At 34.6% G+C, this 12,809-nt stretch carries 13 protein-coding genes, 1 pseudogene and 1 riboswitch; of the genes and pseudogenes, 6 read left to right on the top strand and 8 right to left on the bottom strand.

Annotated features, from left to right (window positions below):
- Window positions 1-5 precede the first annotated feature (5 nt).
- The 8 genes and pseudogenes from PFY09_RS03550 to PFY09_RS03515 all read right to left on the bottom strand — a co-directional run bounded on the left by PFY09_RS03550 (window position 6) and on the right by PFY09_RS03515 (window position 7,245).
- Window positions 6-2,124 (bottom strand): annotated as a pseudogene (locus tag PFY09_RS03550) (5-methyltetrahydropteroyltriglutamate--homocysteine S-methyltransferase).
- 386 nt (window positions 2,125-2,510) lie between these two features.
- Window positions 2,511-2,695: riboswitch (cobalamin riboswitch) on the bottom strand.
- 111 nt (window positions 2,696-2,806) lie between these two features.
- Entirely contained in the window at window positions 2,807-3,193 is a 387-nt protein-coding gene (locus PFY09_RS03545; RefSeq protein ID WP_271161423.1) for a VOC family protein, read from the bottom strand.
- Between the two features lie 16 nt (window positions 3,194-3,209).
- Entirely contained in the window at window positions 3,210-3,905 is a 696-nt protein-coding gene (locus PFY09_RS03540; protein WP_271161422.1) for a hypothetical protein, read from the bottom strand.
- An 82-nt stretch (window positions 3,906-3,987) separates the two neighbouring features.
- On the bottom strand, window positions 3,988-4,554 hold the full coding sequence (locus PFY09_RS03535; protein WP_271161421.1) for a hypothetical protein: 567 nt from the start codon (window positions 4,552-4,554) through the stop codon (window positions 3,988-3,990).
- A 5-nt stretch (window positions 4,555-4,559) separates the two neighbouring features.
- A complete protein-coding gene (locus PFY09_RS03530) occupies window positions 4,560-5,138 on the bottom strand; it encodes a hypothetical protein (protein WP_271161420.1) in 579 nt (192 codons plus the stop codon).
- A 237-nt stretch (window positions 5,139-5,375) separates the two neighbouring features.
- A complete protein-coding gene (locus PFY09_RS03525) occupies window positions 5,376-6,278 on the bottom strand; it encodes a TIGR01777 family oxidoreductase (protein ID WP_271161419.1) in 903 nt (300 codons plus the stop codon).
- A gap of 20 nt (window positions 6,279-6,298) precedes the next feature.
- Complete coding sequence (locus PFY09_RS03520) at window positions 6,299-6,643, bottom strand: hypothetical protein (RefSeq protein WP_076389985.1); 345 nt, start codon at window positions 6,641-6,643, stop codon at window positions 6,299-6,301.
- Window positions 6,640-7,245, bottom strand: a complete 606-nt coding sequence (locus PFY09_RS03515; RefSeq protein WP_271161418.1) for an HPP family protein — start codon at window positions 7,243-7,245, stop codon at window positions 6,640-6,642. The genes PFY09_RS03520 and PFY09_RS03515 overlap by 4 nt, the downstream gene beginning before the upstream one ends.
- Before the next feature lie 162 nt (window positions 7,246-7,407).
- On the opposite strand from PFY09_RS03515, the gene PFY09_RS03510 reads away from it, so the two are divergent.
- The 6 genes from PFY09_RS03510 to PFY09_RS03485 all read left to right on the top strand — a co-directional run bounded on the left by PFY09_RS03510 (window position 7,408) and on the right by PFY09_RS03485 (window position 12,647).
- Window positions 7,408-7,740: a single-stranded DNA-binding protein gene (locus PFY09_RS03510; protein ID WP_268054169.1), complete on the top strand. Its 333-nt coding sequence runs from the start codon at window positions 7,408-7,410 to the stop codon at window positions 7,738-7,740.
- A gap of 17 nt (window positions 7,741-7,757) precedes the next feature.
- Window positions 7,758-8,213 carry an HRDC domain-containing protein gene (locus PFY09_RS03505; protein WP_108410902.1) on the top strand — a complete coding sequence of 152 codons (456 nt, stop codon included), beginning with the start codon at window positions 7,758-7,760 and terminating at the stop codon, window positions 8,211-8,213.
- 245 nt (window positions 8,214-8,458) lie between these two features.
- Window positions 8,459-9,808: a histidine--tRNA ligase gene (gene hisS, locus PFY09_RS03500; RefSeq protein ID WP_271161417.1), complete on the top strand. Its 1,350-nt coding sequence runs from the start codon at window positions 8,459-8,461 to the stop codon at window positions 9,806-9,808.
- A gap of 141 nt (window positions 9,809-9,949) precedes the next feature.
- Window positions 9,950-10,897 carry a PH domain-containing protein gene (locus tag PFY09_RS03495; protein ID WP_271161416.1) on the top strand — a complete coding sequence of 316 codons (948 nt, stop codon included), beginning with the start codon at window positions 9,950-9,952 and terminating at the stop codon, window positions 10,895-10,897.
- A 188-nt stretch (window positions 10,898-11,085) separates the two neighbouring features.
- Window positions 11,086-11,919 (top strand): PH domain-containing protein, encoded by an 834-nt coding sequence (locus PFY09_RS03490; RefSeq protein ID WP_271161415.1) that lies wholly within the window; start codon window positions 11,086-11,088, stop codon window positions 11,917-11,919.
- Complete coding sequence (locus PFY09_RS03485) at window positions 11,916-12,647, top strand: hypothetical protein (RefSeq protein WP_271161414.1); 732 nt, start codon at window positions 11,916-11,918, stop codon at window positions 12,645-12,647. Before PFY09_RS03490 ends, PFY09_RS03485 begins: the two co-directional genes overlap by 4 nt.
- The last annotated feature ends 162 nt before the right edge of the window (window positions 12,648-12,809 follow it).

The following is a 12,809-nucleotide window of genomic DNA, read 5'->3' as shown; positions in this document are numbered from 1 at the left end:
AATATCTAATGAGTTTGTACAGCAAATAATTTACTTGCCTCTTTAGAAGCCTCTACCATTGCAATCAACGCTTTTTCCGTTTCATCCCAATGGCGGGTTTTCAAGCCACAGTCGGGATTTACCCAAAGTTGCTGTGCTGGAATAACTGCTTGTGCTTTTTTCAGCAATACTACCATTTCCTCTTTCGATGGAACTCTCGGCGAATGAATATCATAAACTCCCGGTCCTATTTCGTTCGGATATTTGAAATCAGCAAAAGCATTCAGCAGCTCCATCTGGCTTCTGGAACATTCAATCGTAATAACATCCGCGTCCATATCGGCAATATTCTGAATGATATCATTAAATTCCGAATAGCACATATGTGTATGAATCTGCGTCGCATCTTCCACACCGCTCGCTGAAATTCTGAAAGCTTTCACTGCCCATTGAAGATAATGCTGCCAGTCAGATTTTCTCAACGGAAGACCTTCACGAATTGCAGGTTCATCAATCTGGATAATTCTGATTCCTGCTTTTTCCAAATCATTCACTTCGTCGCGAATAGCTAGTGCAATTTGTTTACTCGTTAAAGATCGCGGCTGATCATCACGCACAAAAGACCATTGAAGAATAGTTACTGGTCCCGTTAACATTCCTTTCACCCATTTTTTCGTTAAAGATTGCGCATATTCAGACCAGTAAACCGTCATCGGATTCGGTCTGTACACATCATCGTATTGTTTGGCATTCAGTTCACCCTTTTTAAATTTTGCCCTCCAGTTTCTAACTTCTTTCGTCTGTGGAAATGAGCCAATTGTAGTTGTGGGGAATAAAGGAAGGTTGAGAATATCCTTTTGAGAAATTTTTCGGATGCTGAAAGGTTTGTTTCTTTTAGCATCTTCCTCGGTAGTTACATCTACACGATCCTTCACTTCGCTGTTATGAATTAGAGGTGATGTTTTGCGGCTTTCCAATGGCTTTTTTATTTTCAGCTAAAAGCAGGAGTGTGGAATAATCCGGATTTTCTGCGGCTAATTTTTTCAGGGTAACCGTTTCAGAGACTTTCTGTTTAGCAAAAGCCATCCATTGTTTAATTTCGGAGGATAAAACACTTTCGTTGTTCTCCAGATCAAGATCAGAAGGGCTGTGAAGCAATGAGCAGGAAGGAGCAATTAAAATTCTTTCCGAACCTATTTTATCTGTTGCCTGTCTAATGAGGCGTAGAGATTTTTCGAAATCATTTTTCCATATATTTCTTCCGTCAATTACGCCTAATGAAAGATGCAATGTTTCCGGAATTACTTTTAAAACTTCCTCCAACTGTTCCGGACAACGAACCAGATCGAGATGCAGCACATTTACAGGAAGAGAAACAGCCAGAGAAAGATTATCTCTTAAACCTTCAAAATAAGTAGCTACAATGATTTTCAGATGAGGAAACTGTTTTCTTATTTCGGTATAAATCAGACTGTAAGTTTCTTTTGATTTTTCATCCAGATCTAATGCTAAAAATGGTTCATCAAACTGGATGTATTCTGCTCCGTGAGTTTCAAGCTCTTTAAGAATCTGAATATAAACAGGAAGAATTTTCTGAGTCAGCTCCAGCTTATTGAAACCTTCCTCCTTTTCTTTCCCAAGCAGAATATAGGTTAACAAACCTATGATCATAAGTTTTGCATTTATTCCCACTTGTTTAGCATCCAAAAATTCGTTGATGATTTTACGGGAGAACAGCTTAAATTCCTGATTTTTATGGAATTCCGGAACAATGAAATGATAATTGGTATCAAACCATTTTGTCATTTCCATTGCAGTAATGTCCAGGCCTTCTTTCTGAAAGCCTCTTGCCATGGCAAAATAGAGATCCGTTTCAGATTTTTTAAGAGCAATCTCTTCATAACGTTCAGGAATAGCGCCTAAAGTTAACGTCATATCCAAAATCTGATCGTAAAAAGAGAAATCATTACACGGAATAAGATCAATTCCTGCTTCCTGCTGAAGCTTCCAATTGTTTTGTCGGATATTTTTCCCGACGTCCAGCAATTCGTCTAAAGTGATTTTGCCCGACCAATACTGCTCGCAGGCTTTTTTGAGTTCTCGGTTGCTACCAATACGCGGATAGCCAAGAATGTGCGTTTGCATTTTCTTTAAAACTTTTAAATTAAACAATAATTAATGTGTATAAAAGTTCTTCTGATGCTTCGCAATGCTTTTGTATAAGGAAATAGAATGGAGAGGTAAAGATACAGTAAGGACGCAATTTTCCCTTTACATAAGAGAATGCTCTGAAATTTTATCGTTTTGCACAAAGCTTTTTTCTCAGCAATAAGATGAAAAATTTTTTAACCGTATCTTCTGAAGCAGATGCAAAAAACAACTGCTGTATTGATGGTTGGCGAATATTTTTTCATTCTTAAAGTAATAAATTAATATTAAAAACTTTGCAATTAAAATCAAATTAAAATTTAGATTGCTACGTTCAAAAAAGTATCATCTGTCTGACCAAAAAAACTCCAAACCGCGAGAGCATTGTCAATTCGGAACAGGCAGGTCTCCTGACTTGTAACAGCTTTTATCATCCTTCCCGTTTGCACAGTGGATATACGTGGATAAAAACCTTTAGAGTATTACTTACAGTTGCGCGACAGCTCGTGATTTTCACACGATTCCCTATTAATCTACTTTACGTAAAACCTTTTCCGTTTGATGAAGTATGTAAAAGAACTGTTTTCTAAACAAATGTAGGAATTATATGTTTATTTTTTAAGTAATTCAGAAAATTATTCTGAATGAACAGTTATTTGGATTTTTTCGAGAATGTATTTTACAATGAGCTGTAGTTGCTTATCTCAATCAAATTTAAATCCGGATCTCTGAAATAAACCGATTGTATTTTTCCCAAAGCTCCGGTTCTTTCAACAATTCCTTCGATGATCTCAATATTCTTTTCCTTTAGTTCCTGTAAAACTTCATGAATATCGGTTTCGGAAATAAAACAAAGATCCGCAGAACCACAAGTGGGATATTCAGCTTTCGGTTCAAATTCTTTTCCTTTTTGATGAAGATTGATTTTCTGATTTCCAAAAGTCAGTGCTTTTCTGTTTTCTCCAAACGTCACCACTTCAAAACCAAGAATAGAGGTGTAAAAATCTACCGTTTTTTCAATGTCTGCAACTGTTAAAACGAGGTGATCTATATTTTTTATTTTCATGTTTGAATTGCAATTATTAAAGACTATTAAAAGGAATTATTTTTTCTTCAGTTAATTTTTTCTTCAGTCGATCAGCATACTGGTGCGCAAAAGTTTCTTTTTCAACTTTAGATAAAGCTGAGTAGTAATCATCGCGAATTTCTTTTGCCTCATAATCTTCATCACTTTCAAAAGGTCTTTTCACAACTTCTAAGTAATGAACATAATGCCCGAATTCATGCAGTAGAGTTCTGTACAATTGGGTATTTCTTGAAGGCTCTAAATTTAACTGAGAAATAAAACTTCTCTTATTTTGTGTAAAAATATGTCCGTCTCCTTTTAATCTTTCAAATTCTTTCTGATCTTCGATGCTTTGTTTTTTAGACCATATTAACTTTTTGTTTAAATCTATTGAGTCTAAAATTATCGCCGGAAAATATTCGTTTTCGTACTCAAAGCTGTAAACAAGTCTTCCCCAAACCGGCGATATTATTTCCTCCTTTCTTTTCGGTTGGCGTAAAACAATAAACTTTAAATCTCCGTAATCTTCTTTAGGAATATTTTCGATTATCTTTTCAAGATCAGAAACAGAACAGGAGTGATAACAGTTTTCGCGAAGCTCTTCAATGATAAATAAAAATTCGTGTCCATTTATTATTTTAGATTCTTTTTCATGCTTACCAATTCTTTCGTAAAAAGACTTTAATGTTCCGTTAGGTGTTGAAATTTTCAATTTATTATTTTGACTGAAACCTTGATTTTCGGTTCCTATATTTCTATTTCTTCTGGTCGCATTATACATTTTCAGAGCGTAATTATTTTTCGAGATAATTTACATCAAACCATCCTTTATTAAACGTTACTTTTACCGTGTCATTATTCTGAAGATCAAAAATAGATTTTAAACCTTTTGAAACTCTATAGTGGTTAATTTTTTGAAGATCCTCTTTATCATGAATATAATTTTCATTATTCAGCCAAAAAACTTTCTTTTCTTTATCATGAATTACTTCGTAAGTTTTATTGATTTCCGTATTCTTCGTTTTTGAATTGATTAAAAGCAAAGCATTATCCACCAAAGAATGGAATCCGAAATAAAATCCGCTTCCGAATATCATTAAACCCAATAAAATTAAAGGCACAGCCGAAAGCGTAATGCTTTTCCTTGAAACGAAAATAATGATTCCGGCAAGAATAGTAAAAATAAAAACCGTGTATTTCCATGAAAACTCTTTGAAATTTTTTATATCGTCGTTTAAATACAGATCTTTTACAAAGGGTTTGAGAAAAAAATCCTGCAACAAAAGAATGATAATAAAAATAATTATCAAAAAATATTTTCTGAAGAATGCTTTTGCATTGATATTATGGTTATTAGTCATCCTTTTTACTCCGTTCTCTGGAAAATATGCGTCAGTTTAGAATTTTTAATAAAATCCTGAATGGGTGTATCTTTTGTAGCATTTTTATCCGTTAATTCAAAATAATAGATCATCAGATTCGGAAACTTCGGATCTTTGCAGACCACTTTAAAACGCTTAACTTTTTCATCGGTACTTAAAAAACTCAGTTCAGAACCACCACTCAGTTTAATATTATTGACTTCGAAAGAATCTTTCCAGTTTTTTTGAAGTTTGGCAAATCTTTTCTGCGTTCTGTCGCTGTCTTCGTTTTCAAATTTATCCACCTGAAATTCTGTCAAAAGCTGAGGATAAACCAATCCTTCTTTAAGCATCATTTCAGTAATTTTATCAGATTGATCAAAGAAAATCGTTTTATCATCGAATTTTGCTGTATTGTCCTGCAAAACAATGTTTCCGGCAAATTTTCTGTAATTTTTTTTCTTGTAATCGTTTTTAAAATGTTCGGTTACCGCTTTGTCTTTCGGTCCTGCCTTTTCAGTTTTCTGCCCCAAAACATTCATGGACAGCAGCAAAGAAAGACTTAGTGAGAATATAGTTTTCATAATTTTTTTACTTCTGATATTTTCTATTAAACTTGTTTAAACTATTTAAGAATTAACCACAAAATGTACAAAATACAATGTTAAAGCGATTTCTATAATAACCAAAGTGCTCAAAAGAATAAAAATCAAAGATTTTTAAAAACTATTGTGCCCTTTTTGATTTGTAATGATCAACTTTAAATAAAAGTTTAGTTCATCTTTTGTGACTTTTGCGGTTAAATAAAAGTTTAAACAGACTTATTGTAATAAATTTTTTAAAGCATCTTTCAGATCCGGAAATTCAAACTGAAAACCTGCTTTCTGAATTTTTTCCGATGAAGCTCTCGAACCTTCCAGCAAAGCCTCAGAAAGTTCTCCGAACATCAGTTTTAAAACAAAAGCGGGAACATTGGGCATAAATAAAGGCTTGTGAAGAACTTCCGCCATTTTTTTTGTCAGATTTTCATTCGTTGTATGTTGCGGCGAATTCGCATTGAATGCTCCATCCAGTTCAGCATTTTTTAAAGCAAATTCGTAAATCGAACAAATATCATTAATATGAATCCACGGCATATATTGTTTTCCCGTTCCGATAGGCGAGCCAATGCCCATTTTTACAGGCGGAAGCATTTTTTTTAAAGCACCGTCTTTTTTCGAAAGCACCACTGCAGTACGGATTTTCAAGACTCTTTCAGCAACATTTTGTTCCTTAAAATCATCCGCAGCTTTTTCCCACAGAACTACCACTTCACTTAAAAAATCATTTCCCGGGCCATCATTTTCAGTAAAAATTTTTTCCGTTGTTTTGGTTCCGTAATAATTGATTCCGGAAGCAGAAATGAAGGATTTTAATCTGATATTATTTTTTTGCAGAGTTTTTAAAAGCAAACCTGCAGAATCTACACGACTGGAAATCAGTTCTTTTTTTCTTTCATCGGTCCATCGCTTTTCCGAAATATTGGCTCCCGCAAGATGAATAATGTGTGAAACGTTATCGAAAGCTGTTTCGTCGATTATTCCTTTTCTGATGTCCCATTCAAACTCGTTGCTGTTCTGTTTTTTTCGCGTAAGAAAACGGACAGTATACTCTTTTTCAAGTTTTTTAGATAATTCTTTGGCAACCAATCCGTTTGCACCTGTAATAAGAACAGTTTCTTTCATGTTAAAAATCTTTGTTGTTTCTAAGCCTGATTTTTTACGATCAGAACAAAATCATCCTCCAGAAGTTTATAGCCGTAATCGTAAATAAATTTATATTCAGATCCGTTTTTATAAACTTTCAGATTTGTTATATAATCGAAATCAAAACCTAAGCCATCAAGCTTGGATTTTGCAACTTTTGTTTTTCCGTCGGTATTTACTTCCGTCAGAATTCTGTAGTTTTTGCGGAGCTTGTTATTGATGTTCCGCATCAGATTGCTGGAATCCTTGTTCTGTTTGTTATTGTAGGCGTTTCGGCAGGCATCATTACAGAATTTTTTGTCGGATCTGCCGATAATTTTTTCGCCGCATTCGAGACAATTCATACTTTTTTCATTTTGTGTGGATGTTTGTGTTTTTTCTTCGGTAGGTATTTAAACCTGTTATGATTCGGATAACTTCTGTTCGAAGTGATATTATTGAAAATTAAAGCAATAATTAATAGAATAATGCATCCTGAAAGAACAGGAGAAAGAACATACCAATATCCCAGTTCCGGAATTTTCCCAGTCGAACTTACCGCAATCAGTGCAGTCGCTCCGCCGGGCGGATGCAGCGTTTTCGTGTATTGCATTAAAACGATGGAAAAAGCAACAGCCAGAGGCGCAGAAAGCCAGATAATATCCGGAACGATTTTATAGACTGTAACTCCCACTAAAGCTGACAGAACGTGTCCTCCGATTAAATTTCTCGGTTGCGCAAGAGGACTTTGAATGGCTCCGTAAATTAAAACGCTTGAAGCTCCGAAAGAACCGATTAAAAAGATATTTTCTGTAGCCGACAAAGTGTGTGACTGGATGAAAGCAATCATTCCGATTCCGAAAAATGCTCCCAAAAACGACCAGAAATGCTCTTTGTAATCTACAAGTGTCTCTTTGTATATTACATATTTTGAAACCCGAAATGTTCTTTTTATTGTCTTCTTCATAGCATTTCAAAGATACAAAATTATCCGTTTGCAAACGACTACAAACGAATTTAAATAGTTTTCTACCGACTCCGGTTCTGAAATTCAGCAACCTTTGCCACAGAGATTTGAGAAAAAGATAACGTCTCTTATCTGAATGTTAAATCTAAAAAAAATAAAGTTATGTCACTAAGAAACAAAGTTACCCTAATCGGATTTACAGGAAAAGAAGTAGAAATCATCAGCTTCGAAAACGGAAATGTAAAAGCAGCCGTTTCTCTTGCAACGACAGATCATTACACCAACGCAAAAGGTGAAAAAGTAGAAGAAACACAATGGCACAATCTGGTAGCTTTCGGAAAAACGGCTGAAATATTCCAGAAATACGTTCCGAAAGGAAAAGAAATTGCGGTGGAAGGAAAGCTTACTTACAGATCGTATGATGATAAAGATGGTGTAAAAAGATACATTACAGAAATTCGTGTAGATGAAATTCTTTTGTTGGGAGGAAAATAATCTAAAAATCACAAGCCATGAAAATAAAAGTTTTTAAAATAGGACTGGATGACAGACATCTTGAAAAAGATCAAAAAACACTGGAAGCATTTCTGGAATCGCACGATATCATAAAAGTAGAAACCGCTTTCGTTCAGGACGAAAAATACTGGTCGGTTGTTCTGTATTTTGATGAACTGAAAATCGTTCAGCAAAATGTAGTAAAAGATTCTAAAACGGCAAAATACTCCGCAGAAGATGAAGCCTTAAATAGTGATGAATTAAAAATACTGGAAGCACTGAAATACTGGCGTTCCGAAAAAGCAAAAGAACAGAACTTACCAAGCTATTTTATCGCTTCCAATAAAGAACTGATGTCTGTAGCCAAATATAAGCCTGCAAAAAAAGAGGAATTGCGTGATATCAAAGGTTTCGGAAAACACAAAATAGAAAATTACGGTGAAGAAATTTTGGAAATATTAGAAAGTATCTGATCTTTTTGGTTTTGTGAAACAGATATAGGTTTTGAGTATATGAAAGAAATTTCTTTAAAAAATAAAATTTAAAAAATTGATTTTCATATGTTTTTTAGTCTTTTCAAGCCTAACAGGTTTTTAAAAACCTGTTAGGTTTAGCATTATTTATTAATAAAGCTTAAACAAGCTTATTTGTAGTAAAAGTCCTTTCAATTCCTTATTTTTGCAGATTATATATATTAATATCATTTATCCATTATAAAATGAAGCCAAGTTTAGCAAAAGGGACGAGAGATTTTACGGCACTGGAAGTTGCAAGAAGAAGATACATCATCAACACTTTACAGAAAAACTTCGAGTTATTCGGATTCCAGCCACTGGAAACACCGAGCTTTGAAAATCTTTCAACATTAACGGGAAAATACGGGGAAGAAGGAGATCGTTTGATTTTTAAAATTTTAAATTCGGGAGATTACACTTCTAAAGTAAATCAGGAAGATTGGGAAAATAAGAATCATCAAAAACTGACTTCTCAAATTTCTGATAAAGCACTTCGTTACGATCTTACGGTACCTTTTGCAAGATTTGTGGCAATGAATCATAATCAGCTTACTTTTCCTTTTAAAAGGTATCAGATTCAACCGGTTTGGAGAGCGGATCGCCCTCAAAAAGGAAGATTCAGAGAGTTTTACCAGTGCGATGCGGATGTTGTAGGAAGCGAGAGTCTTTTGCAGGAAGTAGATCTGGTTCAGTTGTATCTGAAATCTTTCGCGGAGCTTGGGGTTTCTGTAACCATTCATATCAACAACCGTAAGATTCTTTCCGGATTGGCAGAATTTGCTGGAATTACCGATAAATTAATAGATTTCACGGTAGCTTTGGATAAATTAGACAAAATCGGAAAAGACGGTGTTGTAAAAGAATTACTGGAAAGAGGAATTGCTCAGGAATCGATTGACAAACTAGATTTCCTTTTCAACCAGTCGGATGATGCGCTGGAAAATCTTCTTCAGTTAAAAGAAAAGTTCACAGGAAATGAAGCAGGACTGAAAGGAGTAGAAGAGCTTGAATTTGTGATTACACAATCTTTAAATCTTGGAGTTGATATTCAGAATCTTGTTTTTGACATTACTTTGGCAAGAGGTCTGGATTATTACACCGGAGCGATTTTCGAAGTAAAAGCAGATGAAGTTCAGATGGGTTCCATCGGCGGCGGCGGAAGATACGACAATCTTACAGAAGTTTTCGGCGTTAAAAATATTCCGGGAATCGGGATTTCTTTTGGTCTGGACAGAATTTATCTCGTGATGGAAGAACTCGGACTTTTCCCTGAAGAAGCTACCTCTAAAGTAGAATTTCTTTTTGCCAATTTCGGAGGAAATGAAACGGTAGAAGCCTTAAAACTGATCAGACAATTGAGAGAAAAAGGAATTTCCGCAGAAATGTATCCCGAAGCGGCAAAGATCGGTAAACAGTTCACCTATGCTGAGAAAAAAGGGATTAAAAATCTCGTATTCTTAGGCGAAGAAGAAATTAAAAACGTAACGGTAACATATAAAGACCTTGAAGCAGGAGAACAGAAAACGGTTTCTCTAGAAGAGTTTTTGGGATAAAAATAAAATCAGAAAACTAAAAAGCATCATTAATCCTGATGCTTTTTTATTTTCAGTTGGTACGATTTAATTACAAATTTGTATTTTAGAAAATCATAAATTGTTTTATGCTTTTTTTAAACTTTTAAACATGAAAACCAAATGAACAATATTTGTGGATTGTGCGGAACGCCTTTAACATCTATGGATACGCTTTTGGGCGAAAATAAACTGGCGGACAATCATATTCTGTGTAACAAATGCCTGAATGAGGCTTCCAATATCAATAAGGATGTTGTCAATAATCTGCAGCAGTTTTTCCTGCCCGAAATCAGGGGGATTATTTTGCAGGGAAAAATTGGCGAAACTGAAAATTTTGGATCGTCACAGACTTCAAACTTTCAGAGTCCCGAAACACCGTCTTTTGGATTTGGAGGAACAGTGACCAGACTTGATGATATTCAGGATCAGATTGTTGCCCTGAATGCGAGGTTAAGCATCTTTGTAAACAGTGAAGTAAAGGAACTCGTTCATATTTTAGAAAATAATGAAAAGTTAACCGCTATTGCAGAAGGTCTTACCATACCTGCAAAAGTAGAAGGACTTTTATTTTCTACGCAGAGAAGAGTTGTTTTTATTGATAAAAAACTTTTTGGAAATGTACAGAAAGACGAATATCTCTTCGAAAATATCCGTTCTGTAGATCATGTGGAAAGCCTTTTGTATTCAACCCTGAAAATTTTCTCTAAGAACGGTTCCGTGGCTGAATTTAAGCTTCATAATAAAAATGACGGAAAGAATTTCTGCAATGCGGTTAATCAATATCTGAATGGTACGATCAGTCAGTCTGCTTCACAACAACAACAACAACAACAACAACAACAACAAATTCAGTCTTCGTCTTTTAATTTGTACAATATGCCGGTTTCTGAGAACCCTTTTCAAAAGCCTGCCGATTCAAATCCGGTACAGCAAAATTCCGGTATACCAAAAGAAGCACCTGAAGTTATTTTTGAACAGTTGGAAAAACTTGGAAAACTTCGGGAAATGGGCGTTCTGACGGATCAGGAATTTACAGAACAGAAGAAAAAATTATTAGACCGACTTTAATATTCAGAATGTCCGTTTAGAAGACTGATTTTAAAATTTGACAGCAAAAGAAATTGAGAAATTGTTTTTAAAAGATAGAGATCAAAGATTTTTTAAGATGATGTGATCTTCAAATTCATTTATATCTTTTGTCTATGTATGATCAGATCAAAAAGCTAAACGGATTAAATCAAAAATAATTATTTACAATGAACAATCATTGCGGGTTGTGTGGAAAAGAACTGACTTCAATCGACACGATGTTGGGCGAAAATAAACTGTCTGACGGAAATATCATCTGTAATTCATGCCTTGAAAAAGCGAGTGCGATGAACGAAGAACTGCTTTCGGATCTTCATCGCTTCAGCTTAAAAGATCTTGAAAATCTCCTCCATAACGGAGAAATTGCTCAAGAGAAAACCGTTCAGGAAAATATTGACGAAAATTTACCTTCAGTAGCAGATTCAGAGCATAATGTGTTGTCAAAAGATCTTTATAAAAAAAGACTGAAAGAGATAAAAAAGCAACTGGAAAGTTTGAGAGCCAATCTTTCTCTGTTTACAAAAGGAGAAATTAAAGAACTTCCGTATATTCTTGATCTGGATGAGAAAATTTTAGCGATTATAGACGCTCAGTTCGCCAAAACTACGGATGCGGGAATTTTGCTCGTTACGCCCAAAAGAATCATTTCGGTTTCCAAAGCGATGTTTTCTCCGGCAAAAGTGAATGAATTTCTCAATGATAATATTCTTGAAGTAAGCTTCGTAAAAAACTTTGTGTCGCCGAACATCAGAATTCATACAAAAGAAAAAACGGTTGAGTTTGAATCGTTCTTCAATAAAGATTATGCTGAAGATTTTTACCATTTCATCAGTAAAATATACAACAAAGAAGAAGCTTCCAAAGCCTTATCTCCGGAGCAGAATACTGTTTCCGAAAGCGTTCTGGAACAGCTCGAAAAATTAGGACAACTGAGAGAAAACGGTATTTTAACAGAGGAAGAATTTACATCACAAAAGAAAAAACTATTAGAAAAACTATGATAAAAGCAATTTTTTTTAAAATATTCAACGGAAAATGGTCTGCGCCGTTTTTTATTTCATGTGTCGGTATTTTTTGCTGGATATGGATGCTTATTTTGCCGGTAAACAAGATTATCTGGAATTTGTGCTTCATAACGCCGATAATGGTTGCTTTGGGGTATATTATTTTAGGAATATCAAAAATTTTTAAGAAAAGATTCAAAGAAGGTCTTGTACAGGTTGTTCTTTCGGTCGTGTTTATGTTTATTACGGCTGTTTTCTTTACGGTTCTGCTTCCAAAAAGTCCTTACAAAGAATACAAAGGAGATATTTACAACCCCAATAATGTGAAAGTAGATATGCCTTTAAAACTATCTTTTAGTGACGAAAAACCATTATTTAAAGTCGATAAACCGGAAGTGATCCTCTATGATTATAATCAGCCCGGAACCTATAAATATCAGGTTTTCCTTAATAAAATTGAAAAAGGAACTGTTTATCTGAAAATGTTTGATCTTACCACCAACAGAATTTTATCTGAAAAAGAAATCGCAAAAGATACTAAAGTGAAAGTGGAAAATCCTAGTGATGAACTGAAAGAATTCCCTCTGAGTAAACAGTTTAACGTACAGGAGGGAGATTGGGGAGATTATTACGGAAGCAGGGTGGAAGTGTGGTTTAAGCCGGAAGATGCTTCACAGCCTGAAAGAAAGCTTTTGGTTAAAAACTATGTGATTCAGGGTTGGTAATTTTAATATTTTAAAGCTGATTAAGAAAACTGTTTTAAACTAATTTCAGAATTAACCGCAAAAGAGACAAAAGACTTTAGTGGATTTATGTAAAGTATTTCAAAAGTCTGCAAAGAAAAAAAATCTTTGATTTTTTTTAACTTATGTTCTCTTTTTTCTATT

The organism is Chryseobacterium gambrini (assembly GCF_027920505.1).
Taxonomy (GTDB): Bacteria; Bacteroidota; Bacteroidia; order Flavobacteriales; family Weeksellaceae; genus Chryseobacterium; species Chryseobacterium gambrini.
This window is presented reverse-complemented; position numbering and strand designations above follow the sequence as displayed.

Coding starts and splice junctions, on each gene's coding strand:
- PFY09_RS03520 (WP_076389985.1), bottom strand. CDS start 6,643: ATGAATTGTCTCGAATGCGGCGAAAAAATTATCGGCAGATCCGACAAA.
- PFY09_RS03515 (WP_271161418.1), bottom strand. CDS start 7,245: ATGAAGAAGACAATAAAAAGAACATTTCGGGTTTCAAAATATGTAATA.
- PFY09_RS03505 (WP_108410902.1), top strand. CDS start 7,758: ATGAAAATAAAAGTTTTTAAAATAGGACTGGATGACAGACATCTTGAA.
- PFY09_RS03495 (WP_271161416.1), top strand. CDS start 9,950: ATGAACAATATTTGTGGATTGTGCGGAACGCCTTTAACATCTATGGAT.
- PFY09_RS03490 (WP_271161415.1), top strand. CDS start 11,086: ATGAACAATCATTGCGGGTTGTGTGGAAAAGAACTGACTTCAATCGAC.
- PFY09_RS03530 (WP_271161420.1), bottom strand. CDS start 5,138: ATGAAAACTATATTCTCACTAAGTCTTTCTTTGCTGCTGTCCATGAAT.
- PFY09_RS03485 (WP_271161414.1), top strand. CDS start 11,916: ATGATAAAAGCAATTTTTTTTAAAATATTCAACGGAAAATGGTCTGCG.
- PFY09_RS03545 (WP_271161423.1), bottom strand. CDS start 3,193: ATGAAAATAAAAAATATAGATCACCTCGTTTTAACAGTTGCAGACATT.
- hisS (WP_271161417.1), top strand. CDS start 8,459: ATGAAGCCAAGTTTAGCAAAAGGGACGAGAGATTTTACGGCACTGGAA.
- PFY09_RS03525 (WP_271161419.1), bottom strand. CDS start 6,278: ATGAAAGAAACTGTTCTTATTACAGGTGCAAACGGATTGGTTGCCAAA.
- PFY09_RS03510 (WP_268054169.1), top strand. CDS start 7,408: ATGTCACTAAGAAACAAAGTTACCCTAATCGGATTTACAGGAAAAGAA.
- PFY09_RS03535 (WP_271161421.1), bottom strand. CDS start 4,554: ATGACTAATAACCATAATATCAATGCAAAAGCATTCTTCAGAAAATAT.